Below are 14,318 nucleotides of genomic sequence, written 5' to 3'. Positions count from 1 at the left end.
CTACGATCTCGTGGTCGCACTGACCAGCGGCGGGCCCGGCGGCTCGGCGTGGCTGCCGTCCAACTTCATGTATGAGTACACGTTCAAGCGCAACGAAATGGCCGTCGGCTCGGCCAGTGCGGTGATCATGCTGATGACCATCGTCGCCATCATCGTGCCCTATCTCTATTCGGAACTGCGGGAGAAGCCGCGATGAGCGCCGTCACCACTCCCGCCCGCCAGGCCTCCGGCGGCGTCAACGTCAAGACCCTCAACCGCATCGTCATCTACGGGCTGCTGGCGCTGTTTGCGCTGTTTTACCTGATGCCGCTGTTCGTCATGCTGGTGACCTCGTTCAAGACCATGGACGAGATCCAGAACGGCAACATGCTGGCGCTGCCCAAGGCGCCGACCTTCGACCCGTGGCTGAAGGCGTGGGGCGAGACCTGCGTCGGCCTCACCTGCGCCGGCATCAAGGGCTATTTCTGGAACTCCATCAAGATGGTGGTTCCGGCCGTTCTGATCTCGACCATGCTGGGCGCGCTGAACGGCTACGTGCTGACGAAATGGCGTTTCCGCGGCGCAACGCTGGTGTTCGGGCTGATGCTGTTTGCCTGCTTCATTCCGTTCCAGTCGGTGCTGTTGCCGATGGCGACCATCCTCGGCAGCCTCGGCCGCTTCGGCGTCACACTGCAGAACTCGGTCGGAACGAGCTTCGGTCTCGGCAACCCGACGGTCAACCTGGTCTTCGTCCACGTCGTCTACGGCATCGGCTTCACCACGCTGTTCTTCCGCAACTACTACGAGGCGTTTCCGACCGAACTGGTCAAGGCGGCACAGGTCGACGGCGCCTCCTTCTTCCAGATATTCCGCCGCATCATGCTGCCGAACTCGATGCCGATTTTCGTCGTCACCGTCATCTACCAGTTCACCAACATCTGGAACGACTTCCTGTTCGCCTCGGCTTACGCCGGCACCGGCGACGCGATGCCGATGACGGTGGCGCTCAACAACGTCGTCAACACCTCGACCGGCGTCGTCGAATACAACGTCAACATGGCCGCCGCGATGATCGCGGCACTGCCCACCCTTCTCGTCTATGTGCTCGCCGGCCGCTACTTCGTGCGCGGTCTCATGGCTGGCGCCGTCAAAGGATGATCTGATGGCTTTTCTGGAAATTGATGGTCTGAGAAAGCGCTTCGGCCAGGTCGAGATCCTGAAAGGGATCGATGTCGAGCTCGAGAAAGGCGGTTTCCTGGTGCTGGTCGGCCCTTCCGGCTGCGGCAAGTCCACTTTGCTCAACACCATCGCCGGCCTGGAGACGATCACCTCGGGCGAAATCCGGGTCGACGGCCGCGCCATCAACGATCTGCACCCCTCCAAGCGCGACATCGCCATGGTGTTCCAGAGCTATGCGCTCTACCCGAACATGACGGTGGCCGGAAACATCTCCTTCGGCATGGAGATGCGCGGCGTGCCGGCGGCGGAGCGCCAGAAGGCGATCGACAAGGTGGCCAAGGTGCTGCAGATCGGCCACCTCTTGCAGCGCAAGCCGAGCCAGCTTTCGGGCGGCCAGCGCCAGCGCGTCGCCATGGGCCGGGCGCTGGTGCGCGACCCCAAACTGTTCCTTTTCGACGAGCCTTTGTCCAACCTCGACGCCAAGCTGCGCGTCGACATGCGCATCGAGATCAAGCGCCTGCATGCCACCACCGGCACCACCATCGTCTACGTCACCCACGACCAGATCGAGGCGATGACGCTGGCGACCAAGATCGCGGTCATGCGGGATGGCGAGGTGCAGCAGTTCGGCACGCCGGCCGAAATCTACAACAACCCGAGCAATCTCTTCGTCGCCGACTTCATGGGCTCGCCGGCGATGAACCTGATCCCGGCGACGATCGGTACGTCAGGCAATGCGTTGTCCGTCGTGCTGCAGCGCGAGGCGCGCGAGCCGATCAACCTGCCGATGGCCAATGCGCCGGCGGGCCTGTCGGCATTCCAGGGCAAGCCGATCATCTTCGGTGTCCGTCCCGAAGCCCTGACCGATCCGGAAGGTGCCGAGCGCAACGCCTCGCACATCGCAACCGCGGACTGTCACATCGAGGTCGTCGAGCCGGCAGGTTCGGACACCTTCGCCGTCACCAATCTCGGCGGCAAGGGCGTGGTGGCGCGGCTGCGCGCCGACGCCAACATTCAGCCGGGCACCAACACGCCGCTCGCCTTCAACCTGACAAAGGCGGTGTTCTTCGATCCGGCGACCGAGACCCGTATTCGCTAATGTATGTCGCCCAAAAGTGGATCCGGTTTTGGGGCAACGACATGCATCAAAACAAAAAACTAAAGCGCGTCGGGACGCGATTTAGGCCATGAGAAATCCGGACATCGTCATCATCGGCTCCGGCATCGGCGGCGCCACGATCGCTTCCGGCCTTGCCGGCAGCGGCGCCTCGATCTTGATGCTCGAGCGCGGCGAGCCGTTGCCGGCGACGCCGCACGCGCGCGACACGCGCTCGATCTTCGTCGACGGCCATTATAGGCCGAAGGAGATGTGGCGTGAGGCCGGCGGCGCCGCCTTCAACCCCGGCAATTATTATTATGTCGGCGGCAATTCGAAGTTCTATGGCGCGGTGCTGATCCGCTACCGCAAGGAAGATTTCGCCGCCATGGAGCACTTTGGCGGGGTCTCGCCGGCATGGCCGTTCTCCTATGAGGAATTCGAGCCCTGGTATTCGAAAGCCGAACAGCTGTTTCGCGTGCGCGGTGCACTGGGCGAGGATCCGACCGAGCCGTTCCATTCGATCCCCTACGCCTACAAGCCGGTGCCCGACGAGGCGCCGATCGCCCGCGCCCGCGCCGAGCTGAAAAACCTCGGCCTGCATCCGGCCTCGCTGCCGCTCGGCGTCGACATCGACACCTGGCTGAAAGAGGGCAAGACCGGCTGGGACGCGTTTCCCAACACCGGCCAGGGCAAGGTCGACGCGCAGACAGGACCGCTGACGGCGGCCCTGAAGGACACCAACATCCGGCTCGAGACCGGCTGTTATGTCGAGTACCTGGAGGCATCGACCGACGGCAAAACCATTGCTGCCATCCACTATCGGCAGAATGGTGAGCTGAAAAAGGTGGCGCCGAAACTGGTCATCCTCTCCGCTGGCGCGGTCAATTCCGCCGTCATCCTGCTGCGCTCGCCTTCGGCCGATGGCAATGGTCTTGCCAACCGCTCCGATCAGGTCGGGCGCAATTTCATGAACCACAATTCCAGCGCCATGCTGGCGATCGATCCGCGCCGCCGCAACGATGCCGTCTACCAGAAGACGCTGATGCTCAACGACTACTATCTGTCCGACGGCAAGGGCGGTAAGCCGCTGGGGAACGTCCAACTGCTCGGCAAGATCGACGGCAACATGCTGCGGGCCAATGTCAAGTACACGCCGGGATTCGCGCTCGACTTCATGGCCGGCCACGCCGTCGACTGGTACCTGATGTGCGAAGACCTGCCCGACCCGGAAAGCCGCATCATGGTCGACGGCAAGGACATCGTCATGCAGTGGCGGCGCTCCAACATGCAGTCGCTCGACGGGCTGAACAAGGTAATGCGCGAAAACTTCCGCGCCTGCGGCTATCCCATCGTGCTGTCGCGCCCCTTCGACAAGCGCACGCCGTCGCATCAATGCGGCACGATCAAGATGGGCGACGATCCGGCGACGGCGGCGCTCGACCCCTACTGCCGCTCCTTCGACCACCGGAACCTGTTCGTCGTCGACGCCGGTTTCCTGCCGAACTCGGCGGCGGTCAACCCAGCGCTGTCGATTGCAGCCCAAGCGCTGCGCGTTGCTGACCACATCCGCAAGACGGACCTCGCCGCATGACCCGCCCCGCCGCTATCGTCACCGGCGGCGCGCGCGGCATCGGCCTCGCCTGCGCCCAGGCACTGGCGGATGCCGGCTTCGATATTCTGGTCGCCGACCTTGCCGAAACAGCCGCCGACGGACTTGCCCCCGACATCGCCAAGCGTGGCGCAAAATTCGCCTATGTCAGGTGCGACATCGCGGACCTCGACACCCATACAGCACTTGTCGATGCCGCGATGCGCGCCTTCGGCCGCATCGACTGCCTGGTCAACAATGCCGGCGTCGGCGCCGTGGTGCGCGGTGACCTCTTGGACCTCAAGCCGGAGAATTTCGACCGCACGCTGGGCATCAACCTGCGCGGCACCGTCTTCCTCAGCCAGGCTGTCGCCAAGGCGATGCTGGCTGCGCCAGGCGATCAGAGATCCATCATCACCATCACCTCGGTCAGTGCTGAAATGGCGTCGCCGGAACGGCCGGACTACTGCATCTCGAAGGCCGGGCTTTCGATGTGGGTGAAGAACCTGGCGTTGCGGCTTGCGCCTGAAAACATCGGCGTCTTCGAAGTCCGGCCCGGCATCATCCGCACCGACATGACCTCAGGCGTGACCGCCAAATATGACGCCCTTATCGACGGCGGCCTGGTTCCGGCCAAACGCTGGGGCGAAGCATCGGACATCGGCGCGGTGGTGGCGACGCTCGCCGGCGGCAAGCTCGGCTTTTCGACCGGCTCGATCATCAATGTCGACGGCGCGCTCTCGGTGCCACGGCTATGAATGGATCAGGAAATGACTGACTATATCATCGTGGGCGCCGGTCCTGCCGGCTGCGTTATGGCCAACCGGCTGAGCGAAGATCCCAGCAATTCGGTCCTGCTGCTGGAAGCCGGCGGCAAGGACTGGCACCCCTACATCCACATGCCGGCGGGCTTCGCCAAGATGACCAAAGGCATTGCTTCCTGGGGTTGGTCGACCGTGCCGCAAAAGCACATGAAGGACCGCGTCTTCTGGTACACGCAGGCCAAGGTCGTCGGCGGCGGCTCGTCCATCAACGCGCAGATCTACACGCGCGGCAATGCCCGCGACTACGACGCCTGGGAGAAGGAAGAAGGCCTCGCCGGCTGGGGCTATCGCGACGTGCTGCCCTATTTCAAGCGCGCCGAAAACAACCAGCGCTACGCCAACGACTTTCATGGCGACCAGGGCCCGCTCGGCGTGTCCAACCCGATTTCGCCGCTGCCTATCTGCGAGGCCTATTTCCGTGCCGGCCAGGAGATGGGCATCCCCTTCAACCCGGACTTCAACGGCGCTGCCCAGGAAGGCGTCGGCTACTACCAGTTGACCCAGAAGGATGCCCGACGCTCCTCCGCCTCGGTCGCTTATTTGAAGCCGATCCGCAGCCGCAAGAACCTGACCCTCCGAACCGATGTGCTGGTGACGCGCATCGTCGTCGAGAACGGTCGCGCTATCGGCGTCGAGGTGGTCGACAGGCCGGGCGGCGACAAGAAAATCCTGCGCGCCGAGCGCGAGGTGATCGTCTCGTCCGGCGCCATCGGCTCGCCGAAGCTCCTGATGCAGTCGGGGATCGGCCCCGCAGACCATCTGAAGTCAGTCGGCGTCACGCCGGTGCATGACCTGCCCGGCGTCGGCTCCAACATGCAGGACCATCTCGATTTGTTCGTCATCGCCGAATGCACCGGCGATCACACCTATGACAACTACGCCAAGCTGCACCGCACGGCCTGGGCCGGTCTGCAATATCTGCTGCTGAAGAAAGGCCCGGTGGCCTCCAGCCTGTTCGAGACCGGCGGCTTCTGGTACGCCGACCCGACCGCCGCCTCGCCCGACATTCAGTTCCATCTCGGCTTGGGATCCGGCATCGAGGCCGGCGTCGAGAAGCTGAACAATCCAGGTGTCACCCTGAACTCGGCCTTCCTGCGGCCGCGCTCACGCGGCACGGTGCGGCTGAAGAGTGCCGACCCGTCCGACCACCCGCTGATCGATCCGAACTACTGGTCCGATCCCTATGACCGCGCCATGTCGATCAAGGGGCTGCGACTGGCGCGCCAGATCATGCGACAGAAGGCGCTTGCCCCTTACGTGCTGCGCGAAGTGCTGCCCGGGCCGTCGCTCGCCAGCGACGACGAGCTGTTCGACTATGCCTGCCGCACCTCCAAAACCGACCATCACCCGGTTGGCACCTGCCGCATGGGCCATGACGACATGGCCGTGGTGACACCGGATCTGCGGTTGCGCGGCATCGAGGGCCTGCGCGTTTGCGACGCCTCGGTGATGCCGCGCGTGCCTTCATCCAACACCAATGCGCCGACAATGATGGTCGGTGAAAAAGGAGCCGATCTGGTCCTCGGCCGCGAGCCGCTGCCGCCGGCGGTGTTTTCCGGAAACCGGGCTGCTTAGCCGCTGAGGAGCAAGACATGATCAGGCACTGTGTTTTCGCTAGATTTCGCAATGATGTCGCCGCTACCGAGCGCACGGCGGTCCATGCCGATCTCGAGGCGCTGCGACAGCTGATCGACGGCATGGACGCCGTAAAATTCAGCGCCAATGTCAGCCCCGAGCCGTTCGCACGCGGCTTCACCCATGGCTTCACCATCGACTTCCGCGATGCTGCCGCGCGCGATGCCTATCTTGCGCATGAAGCGCACCAGCGCGCCGGCGCACGCCTGGTCGCTGCCCTGGAAGGCGGCACGGACGGGCTGATGGTGTTTGATCTCGAAATCTAGACTCACCATCAAGCCACGATCGAGTTCATCGACAGATGGCACCGGTCGCTCCTCATCGCACCTCAGGGGCGTTCGATCAAATGAGCCGCGCGAAAAAGTGACCACCGGTCTTCCCTGAACTGGCTGATAATTCCTCACATCGATGATGGTGGAGGAGGAAGATTTGCCCCTTAATTCGCAGCAGAAGAAGACCGTCCTCGCCTCGTTCCTGGGCTGGACGCTCGATGCTTTCGATTTCTTCCTTCTGACATTCCTGCTCACCGATATCGCGACCGAATTCCACGCCGACGTGCCCGCGGTCTCCAAGGCGCTGTTCCTGACCTTGGCCACACGCTTCATCGGCGCGTTCTTCTTCGGCATGCTTGCCGACAAGTACGGGCGCAAGCCGATCCTCATGCTCAACATCGTGAGCTATTCGGTGATCGGCGCGCTGGCCGCCTTCTCACCCAATCTCGGCATCTTCCTCGCCCTGCGCGCGCTGTTCGGCATCGCCATGGGCGGCGAATGGGGGCTTGGCAGTTCGCTGGCCATGGAATCCATTCCGCCGAGCGCACGCGGCATGGTCTCCGGCATCCTGCAATGCGGCTATCCGGCCGGCTATCTGCTGGCGGCGGTGGTCTATGGCCTGCTCTATCAGCAGACGATCGGCGGCTACACGATCGGCTGGCGCGCCATGTTCCTGCTCAGCTTCGTGCCGGCGCTGATTGTGCTCTTCATCCGCTCGCATGTGCCGGAATCGCCGGCCTTCGTCGAAGCGCAGAAGACGGCTCGACCGGGCATGTGGGAAACCCTGCAGAAACACTGGGGTGTCGCGCTCTATGCCGTCGTGCTGATGATGTTCTTCAATTTCTTCAGTCATGGCACGCAGGACCTCTACCCGACCTTCCTGAAGAAGCAGCACGGCTTCGATCCGCATACGGTGAGCTGGATCACCATCGTCGCCAATATCGGCGCCATCGTCGGCGGCCTGGCATTCGGCGCGCTGTCCGAAAAGATCGGCCGCGTCAACGCCATCACGCTGGCCTGCCTGATCGCCTTGCCGTCGATCCCGCTATGGGCCTACTCGACCACGCCGTTCATGCTCGCCATCGGCGCCTTCGTCATGCAGGTCGCGGTCCAGGGCGCCTGGGGCGTCATCCCCGTGCACCTCAACGAGCTTTCGCCCGGGGCGGTGCGGGCGACCTTGCCCGGCTTTATCTATCAGGCGGGCAATCTCGCCGCGTCCTATGGCGGCCCCTATCAGGCAGGAATCGCGGAAAGCGCCGGAGGCAGCTATGGCTATGCCCTGGCGCTGTTCGCAGGCGTGGTCGCCATCTGCATCATCGTCGTCATCCGTTTCAGTCCGGAACGACGTGGCCAGTTGATGACCGTACTCAATTAGGGTCGAAATCAGCCGAGCCTGAGCGCAACGACACCGGCGACGATGCTGAGCGCGGCGGCACCGCGCCAGCCGGTCATTTTTTCGCCGAGAGCGAAGACCGAGATCATCATGGCAAACAGGATCGAGGTTTCGCGCAGCGAGGCCACGGAGGCGATCGGCGCCTTGGTCATCGCCCACATGACGATCCAGTAGGCGGCGCCGCTGAGCACGCCCGTGAACAGCCCTGCCTTCCAGTCGCGCGCCAACACCGGCAGCGCCTTCGGCCCGCGGAAGATGAGGCACAGCACCAAGGCGCCAAAAGCATCGCAGATGAACAGCCAGGCTGCATAGCTCTGCGCGGTTGCCGCCAGCCGTGCGCCGCTGCCGTCGGACAGCGTGTAACTGGCAATGAAGATGGAAGTGCCCAGTGCGAAGCCAACCGCGCGCAGATTGAGTTTTTCCAGATGTGCGCCGCCACGAAACGACATCACCAGCGTGCCGGCCGACAACAGGAAGATGCCGAGCATGGCGAACGGGCCGGGAATCTCGGCAACGACGAACATGCCGCCAAAGGCCGAGAGCAGAGGTGCGGTGCCCCGCGCCAGCGGATAAGTCTGGGCGAAATCGCCGGCCTTGTAGGCGCCGATCAGGAAGGTGCGGTAGCCCATGTGGAAAATGACGGAGGCGATGATGTAGGGCCACACCTCCGCCTTCGGCACTTCGACGAAGGGCAGCACCACGAGTGCCGCCGCGCCCATGCCGAGCGTCATCAGCGTGATCGACAGGAAGCGGTCGAGATGGACCTTGACCAGCGCGTTCCAGATCGCGTGCATGGCGGCGGCGGCAAGCACTGCGAAAAAGACGAAAAGCGTCATGTGGCAATGCCGGGCGTTTCCAGGTCGATGTCGACCCGCAACGGAAAATGATCCGACGCAACCTCGTCGATATCGGCACAGATCGAACGCACCCGCCCGGCGAACATGCCGCCGACGAAGCAATGGTCGAGCCGGCGCTTTGCCAATCTGCCGTCGATGGTCTTCACATGGGTGTGGAAGTCCGGAACTGGCTCCCCGGCAACGGCGGCGGCATCGACGAAACCGCTGAGATAGGCGGCACCCCGATGGTAGGGCGTGCTGCCGACGATGCGGCGATATTCGGCGCTGCCCGGCTCCATGTTGAAATCGCCCATCCAGATCGCCGCCAGCGGGTTTTCCGGCTCCGCTTCGCCGCTGGTCCAGTTGCGCGTGGGCTCGTCGTCGACGCCGCTCCACGGCCCGCCGTCGGACGGTGCCCGGCGATGCTCGGCCAGGAGATAGTCGATCTGCTCCAGCCGCTCCTCGGCCGCGATATGGGCGAGATGCAGCGACAACACCCGCACCGGCCCTGCCGGCGTGCGGATCATGCATTCAAGTGCTGCATTGCGGGTGTTGAGCGGCCGCAGCGTGCGGCGCATCGGCAGCGCATGCAGCCGCGACCAGACGATCGGCAGTTTCGACAGCACCATGGTGCCGAACTGGCGGCGCCGGTTGACCAGGCGGCCGTCATGCCGCTCGCTGGCGTCCATGTCGAAGGCCGGGCCATAGACCCAGTGATAGTCGGGCAGCAGGCTGGAAAGCAGTTCCGGCTGATCGTCGAAATTGCTGCGTTGCCAGTGACGCTCGACTTCCTGCAGTGCAATGACGTCGGCGCCGGCAACGATGCGCGCGGCGCGCGAAAGATCGTAGCGCCCGTCGCTGCCGAACCCGTACTGGATGTTGTAGCTGACCAGCTTCATTGCTTATCCGGCTCAATTTCGTGTTGGCAGTAGCGGTTCGATGCCGCGGTTGCAATGTGCAGGAGAATGGACCTGGCTTGGACCAGCCTTGCCCCTGACCGGGATCATGCACCGATCCCGAAGCACTTCGGTATCTTCCGTGCGCCGGAAAACGGCGTGCGATGCCTCAAGTATTCAGCGGCTGGAACCGGCCGGGTGGCGACGCGGCCAGTTCGGTCCAGTCGATCTCTTCCTCAAGGCGATGATAGGCTTCGTCGCCAATCGTCCCATTGCGGCGCAATTCCTCCAGCGCGTCGCGCTGGCTCTTGATCGCATAAAGACGCAAGCGGTCATATTCGGTCGCCGCCTGGGCATCGTCGGGGTTTTTGGCGATCTTGCGTTGAGCGGCATATTGCTCGCGCACCGCGGCCGCCGCGTCCGATGTCTTGCCGCTCAATATGTCGAGCGCCGCCTGCATGACCACAACACGCGCCTGCGCAACCTCGCGGTCGACCGTTTCGTCAGGGTTGAGGTTCAAAAGGCGCAGCAGCGGCTTCAGGCTCATGCCTTGCAGCACCAGCGTGCCGAGGACGACCGTGAAGGCAGCGAGCACGATCGGGTCGCGGGCCGGGAATTCAGCCGGCAGGGCGAATGCCGCCGCAAGCGTCACCAAACCGCGCATCCCGCACCAGCCGATCAGCACGCCGCCACGAAACGACGGAGCGTCACGCTGACGATCAGCCACGCCGAAACGGTCAAACCACCTGATGATCGCGCCGCACCCCAGAACCCAGACGAAGCGTGAGACGATGACGATGGCGAGCACTGTCCCGGCCAGGACGAACGCATCGGTCTGCCCCTGCCCGGCAAGCCGGCCGACGATCGTACGCGCCTGCAGGCCCATCAGCACGAAAGCCAGAACATTGAGCACGAAGACCGCCGTTTCCCAGACGGAATAAGAGCTGATGCGGTTTCTGGCCGGCATGCGGCGCGGCGCGGTGCGGGCGATCGTCATGGCATAGACGACTATGGTGATGATGGCCGACAGTCCGATCCTGTCGGCCAGGATCCAGACCCCGAACGTGCCGGCAAATTGCACCACAGTGCCGCTCGCCGGGTCCTCGATCCGGCCCAGCGTCATCAGAGACAACCGGCCAAGCAGATAGCCGGCCGCAAGACTGCCGAGCGTGGACAGCAGGATCATCGGAACGGCGCTGCTCAGCAGAATGGAGCCTGCTGCCGCAGAAATCGCCATTCGGTAAATCAGCAGCGCGGTGGCGTCGTTAAGCAGGCTCTCGCCTTGCAGAATGGCAGTGATGCGATGCGGCACCTTGAACTGGCCAAGCACGGCCGATGCCGCAACCGCATCGGGCGGCGCCACGATGGCGCCAAGCGCTATAGCCGCGGCAATCGGCAGACCTGCCATCGCCCAGCCGGCCAGCGCCACCGTCGCTGTCGTGAAAAGGACGGCACCAAGCGCCAGCAGCACAAGCGGCACCTTGTAGCGGTTGAGATCGCGCAGCGACGTGTCATAGGCGGCGTCGAGCAGCACCGGCGCGATGAACAGGGCAAGCGCCAGTTCCGGGTCGATCTCGATGGTCGGCACGCCAGGCACGAAGGCGATGGCCACCCCTGCCAGCGCCAGCAAAGAGGGATAAGGAACCTGCACGCGCCGCGACAGCGCCGTCAGCGCAACGGCGATCAACAGCAGAACGAGTGTCAGTTCGAAAAGAACCATGGCCTCTTATAGCCGGGAAGCGAGATTCTGGCAGCGGCAAAGCGGCTGGAAATTGTTGATTGCCCGGCAAGCTCGAGCCGGCAGAAAATACCTCGAATTGCTTCCTGACAAATCGCCGTCCACACCGACATTGAAATCATCTGATATGGGGCTCGCTTAAACGCGGACTTCCCTGCACTGCAGCCCATGCCACGCGGGCGGAAGCATCCTTCCCCCTTCGCTAACCGGGATACAGCCATTCATTCCAAACAAGCGCAGCAGCCTAGTGCAGCACGAGCATATCGCTCGAAGAAAACGAGATCTCGGCCTTCTCACCAACTGCGGGGGGCGGCGTTGCCGGGCTGTTGAACGTGTCGAGCGAGACCGTGTTGCCGCCGATGCCGACACGAACCCGGATGACCGATCCGAGGAAATGCACTTCGGAGATTTCTCCGGATAGGCTGGAGTCACGGCCAGGCTGGCGGCCCAGCGAAATAGCTTCCGGACGCAGCGCCAGGGACAGCGTGTCGCCCGACTTGGAACCGTTGAGCTTGCCCTTGAGCGAGACCTGTTCGGAATTGACCCGCACCGTGCCCGCGGCGGCATCGGTGACGGTGCCTTCCAGCACATTCAGCGTGCCGACGAAATTGGCGACGAACTTGGTTGCCGGCCGGTTGTAGATCTCGAATGGCGTGCCGACCTGCTCGGCCTTGCCGCCATACATGACGGCGATGCGGTCCGAGATCGACAGCGCCTCTTCCTGGTCGTGCGTGACGAAGATGGTGGTGATGCCGAGCTTCTTCTGGATCGACCGGATTTCCTCGCGCAGCGACACGCGCACCTTGGCGTCGAGCGCCGACAGCGGCTCGTCGAGCAGCAGCAGCTTTGGCTTCGGCGCGATGGCGCGGGCTAGCGCGATGCGCTGCTGCTGGCCGCCCGAGAGCTGGTAGGGATAGCGATCCGCCATCTGCGGCAGCTTGATGATGCCGAGCATCTCGGCGACGCGGGCATCGATGTCCGCCCTCGGCATGCCGGCGACCTTCAAGCCGAAGCCGATATTCTGCGCCACGGTCAGGTTCGGGAACAGCGCATAGGCCTGGAACACCATGCCGACATTGCGCTGGTTGGGCTTCAGTCTCGTAATGTCCTTGCCGCTGACGACGATCGTGCCCGCGCTCGGCTCCTCGAAACCGGCAACCATGCGCAACACCGTCGTCTTGCCGCAGCCGGATGGCCCGAGGAAGGAGACGAATTCGCCGCGCTCTACGTCGAGATTGAAGTCCTCCACCACCGTGGTGGCGCCGAAAGATTTTCGAACGTGCTGGATGGAGAGGAATGGGTCGGCCATGGCGTGGTTCTCTCGATCAATTTGGGCGGTTCGCCGATTTCGGCGCGAAGCGGGACAGGATCTGGATCAGCGACATGCAGCCCCAGGTGATGGCGAAGGCGATCACTGCAAGGGCTGCGGGCTCGTATGCACGGTTGGCGCCGATGTTCTGCAGATACGGGCCGAAAGCCGGACGGCTGAGCAGGCTGGCCATTGTAAACTCGCCAATGACGATGGCGAAAGTCAGGAATGCGCCGGACAGCACCGCGATCAGCACATTGGGCAGGATGACGCGGGTGATGATGGTGCCCCAGCCCGCACCCAGAATTTGCGCGGCTTCGGTCAGCGTACGCACATCGATGGTGCGCAGACCGGTGTCAACGGCCCGATACATGTAAGGCAGAGACAGCGTCGTATAGCCAATGACAAGCAACGCGTTCGCACCCCAATTGCTTGCCAAGAATGGCAGCGGCGAGTTCGAGCCGTACATCCTGATATAGCCGAAGACGATGACGATTGCCGGAATGACCAGCGGCAAAAGGGTGATGAATTCGACGATTGGCCTGAGCTGAGGCAGACGCAGCCGGATCCAGTATGCCGCCGGCACCACGATCAGCACCCCCAGGATAATGGTGCAGAGGGCAGCGATGACTGAAAAAAGGAAAGTTGACTGGAAGCGCGCGTCTCCCAGCACGACTTGATAGGCGTCGAAGGAGTGGACGCCGCGCCGCATGCGCAGCGAGAACTCGACCGTCGCGATCAACGGAATAAAGAAATAGGCAGCCCCGACAACAAAGACGACCCAGGCCCAGAACTTACCTGACTTCATTTGAGCCACCTTTCGGACCGAGTCCGAAACCAGATGTAGAAGACATTCGCAAGCCCGGTGATGACGATCATGCCAAAGGCTATGGCATAAGCGAGTTGCGGGTTGTGCAGCACGTCGCCGTTCATCTGCGAGTAGAGCTTGATCGGAACGATATTAAGCGTCGGACCGGCAAACGCATAAGCGGTGGCGATGGCGCCGAAGGCGTTCGCAAACAACAGGATGACCGTACCGAGAAAACTCGGCCATATCACAGGGATGACAACCATGCGCCAGTACTGCGCCTGCGTGGCACCGAGCGTGGCCGCAGCCTCGCCCCACTCCTTCTTCAAGCCATCGATGGCTGGCACGATGATGACCACCATCAGGGGAATCTGAAAGAACAGATAGACCGCGATCAGGCCCGTTGTGGTGAGAAAATTGAAGCCCATCGCGTAAATGTTGATGTTGAGCACGTCACGCAGAAGCGTCGTGACGATACCGACACGGCCGAGCGTAGCCAGGAACGCGAAGGCGAGCGGCAAGCCGGCAAAATTCGAGGCGACGCCCGAAAACGTCAGGGTCGCGGAGCGCGTCCAGCTTGGCAGTCCGCCGCGCACGATCGCGATCGCGATGGCGAGCCCGGCAAACGCCCCGATGATGGCCGACCAGAAACTGATCTTGATCGAAGACCAGTAGGAATTGCTGATCGACGGATCGCTGACCAGCTGCAGAATATTGTCGAGCGTGAACCCGCCTTCACCGTTCCGGAAGGCTCCCACGACG

Annotated in this window: 13 protein-coding genes and 1 pseudogene; 8 read left to right on the top strand and 6 right to left on the bottom strand. The window is 63.0% G+C overall.

Annotation, left to right across the window (positions count from 1 at the left end):
* The 8 genes and pseudogenes from EN884_RS06345 to EN884_RS06305 form a co-directional block, all read left to right on the top strand.
* A pseudogene (locus EN884_RS06345) lies at positions 1–196 on the top strand (sugar ABC transporter permease); the annotation flags it as partial.
* On the top strand, positions 193–1,137 hold the full coding sequence (locus EN884_RS06340) for a carbohydrate ABC transporter permease (RefSeq protein ID WP_027161386.1): 945 nt from the start codon (positions 193–195) through the stop codon (positions 1,135–1,137). The pseudogene EN884_RS06345 and the gene EN884_RS06340, both read left to right, overlap by 4 nt.
* 4 nt (positions 1,138–1,141) lie before the next feature.
* Positions 1,142–2,257, top strand: a complete 1,116-nt coding sequence (locus tag EN884_RS06335) for an ABC transporter ATP-binding protein (RefSeq protein ID WP_013529698.1) — start codon at positions 1,142–1,144, stop codon at positions 2,255–2,257.
* Between the two features lie 88 nt (positions 2,258–2,345).
* The gene (locus EN884_RS06325; protein WP_063168957.1) at positions 2,346–3,848 is read left to right on the top strand and encodes a GMC family oxidoreductase; all 1,503 of its coding nucleotides are present in this window, start codon (positions 2,346–2,348) and stop codon (positions 3,846–3,848) included.
* Complete coding sequence (locus tag EN884_RS06320; RefSeq protein ID WP_013529695.1) at positions 3,845–4,603, top strand: 3-ketoacyl-ACP reductase; 759 nt, start codon at positions 3,845–3,847, stop codon at positions 4,601–4,603. The genes EN884_RS06325 and EN884_RS06320 overlap by 4 nt, the downstream gene beginning before the upstream one ends.
* A gap of 12 nt (positions 4,604–4,615) precedes the next feature.
* Positions 4,616–6,244, top strand: a complete 1,629-nt coding sequence (locus tag EN884_RS06315; RefSeq protein WP_063170331.1) for a GMC family oxidoreductase N-terminal domain-containing protein — start codon at positions 4,616–4,618, stop codon at positions 6,242–6,244.
* Positions 6,245–6,261: 17 nt separating this feature from the next.
* Complete coding sequence (locus tag EN884_RS06310; protein WP_063168958.1) at positions 6,262–6,570, top strand: Dabb family protein; 309 nt, start codon at positions 6,262–6,264, stop codon at positions 6,568–6,570.
* 163 nt (positions 6,571–6,733) lie between these two features.
* On the top strand, positions 6,734–7,951 hold the full coding sequence (locus tag EN884_RS06305) for an MFS transporter (protein ID WP_024502755.1): 1,218 nt from the start codon (positions 6,734–6,736) through the stop codon (positions 7,949–7,951).
* Positions 7,952–7,959: 8 nt separating this feature from the next.
* Here EN884_RS06305 and EN884_RS06300 read toward each other — a convergent pair whose 3' ends face one another.
* The 6 genes from EN884_RS06300 to EN884_RS06275 all read right to left on the bottom strand — a co-directional run.
* The gene (locus EN884_RS06300) at positions 7,960–8,805 is read right to left on the bottom strand and encodes an EamA family transporter (protein ID WP_013529691.1); all 846 of its coding nucleotides are present in this window, start codon (positions 8,803–8,805) and stop codon (positions 7,960–7,962) included.
* Positions 8,802–9,704 carry an endonuclease/exonuclease/phosphatase family protein gene (locus EN884_RS06295; RefSeq protein ID WP_063168959.1) on the bottom strand — a complete coding sequence of 301 codons (903 nt, stop codon included), beginning with the start codon at positions 9,702–9,704 and terminating at the stop codon, positions 8,802–8,804. Before EN884_RS06295 ends, EN884_RS06300 begins: the two co-directional genes overlap by 4 nt.
* A 166-nt stretch (positions 9,705–9,870) precedes the next feature.
* Positions 9,871–11,421, bottom strand: coding sequence for a sodium:proton antiporter (locus EN884_RS06290; protein WP_027161381.1), 1,551 nt, complete (start codon positions 11,419–11,421; stop codon positions 9,871–9,873).
* A 262-nt stretch (positions 11,422–11,683) separates the two neighbouring features.
* On the bottom strand, positions 11,684–12,748 hold the full coding sequence (locus EN884_RS06285; protein WP_013529688.1) for an ABC transporter ATP-binding protein: 1,065 nt from the start codon (positions 12,746–12,748) through the stop codon (positions 11,684–11,686).
* Positions 12,749–12,764: 16 nt separating this feature from the next.
* Positions 12,765–13,556: an ABC transporter permease gene (locus EN884_RS06280; protein ID WP_063168960.1), complete on the bottom strand. Its 792-nt coding sequence runs from the start codon at positions 13,554–13,556 to the stop codon at positions 12,765–12,767.
* Positions 13,553–14,318: ABC transporter permease subunit (locus EN884_RS06275; protein WP_128360502.1), on the bottom strand; the 766-nt coding region annotated here is incomplete at its 5' end. The genes EN884_RS06275 and EN884_RS06280, both read right to left, overlap by 4 nt.

The sequence above is a fragment of the Mesorhizobium sp. M7A.F.Ca.AU.001.01.1.1 genome, from assembly GCF_004022735.1.
GTDB lineage: Bacteria > Pseudomonadota > Alphaproteobacteria > Rhizobiales > Rhizobiaceae > Mesorhizobium > Mesorhizobium ciceri.
The sequence above is the reverse complement of the archived record's forward strand: the minus strand, read 5'-3'. Positions and strand labels throughout refer to the sequence as shown.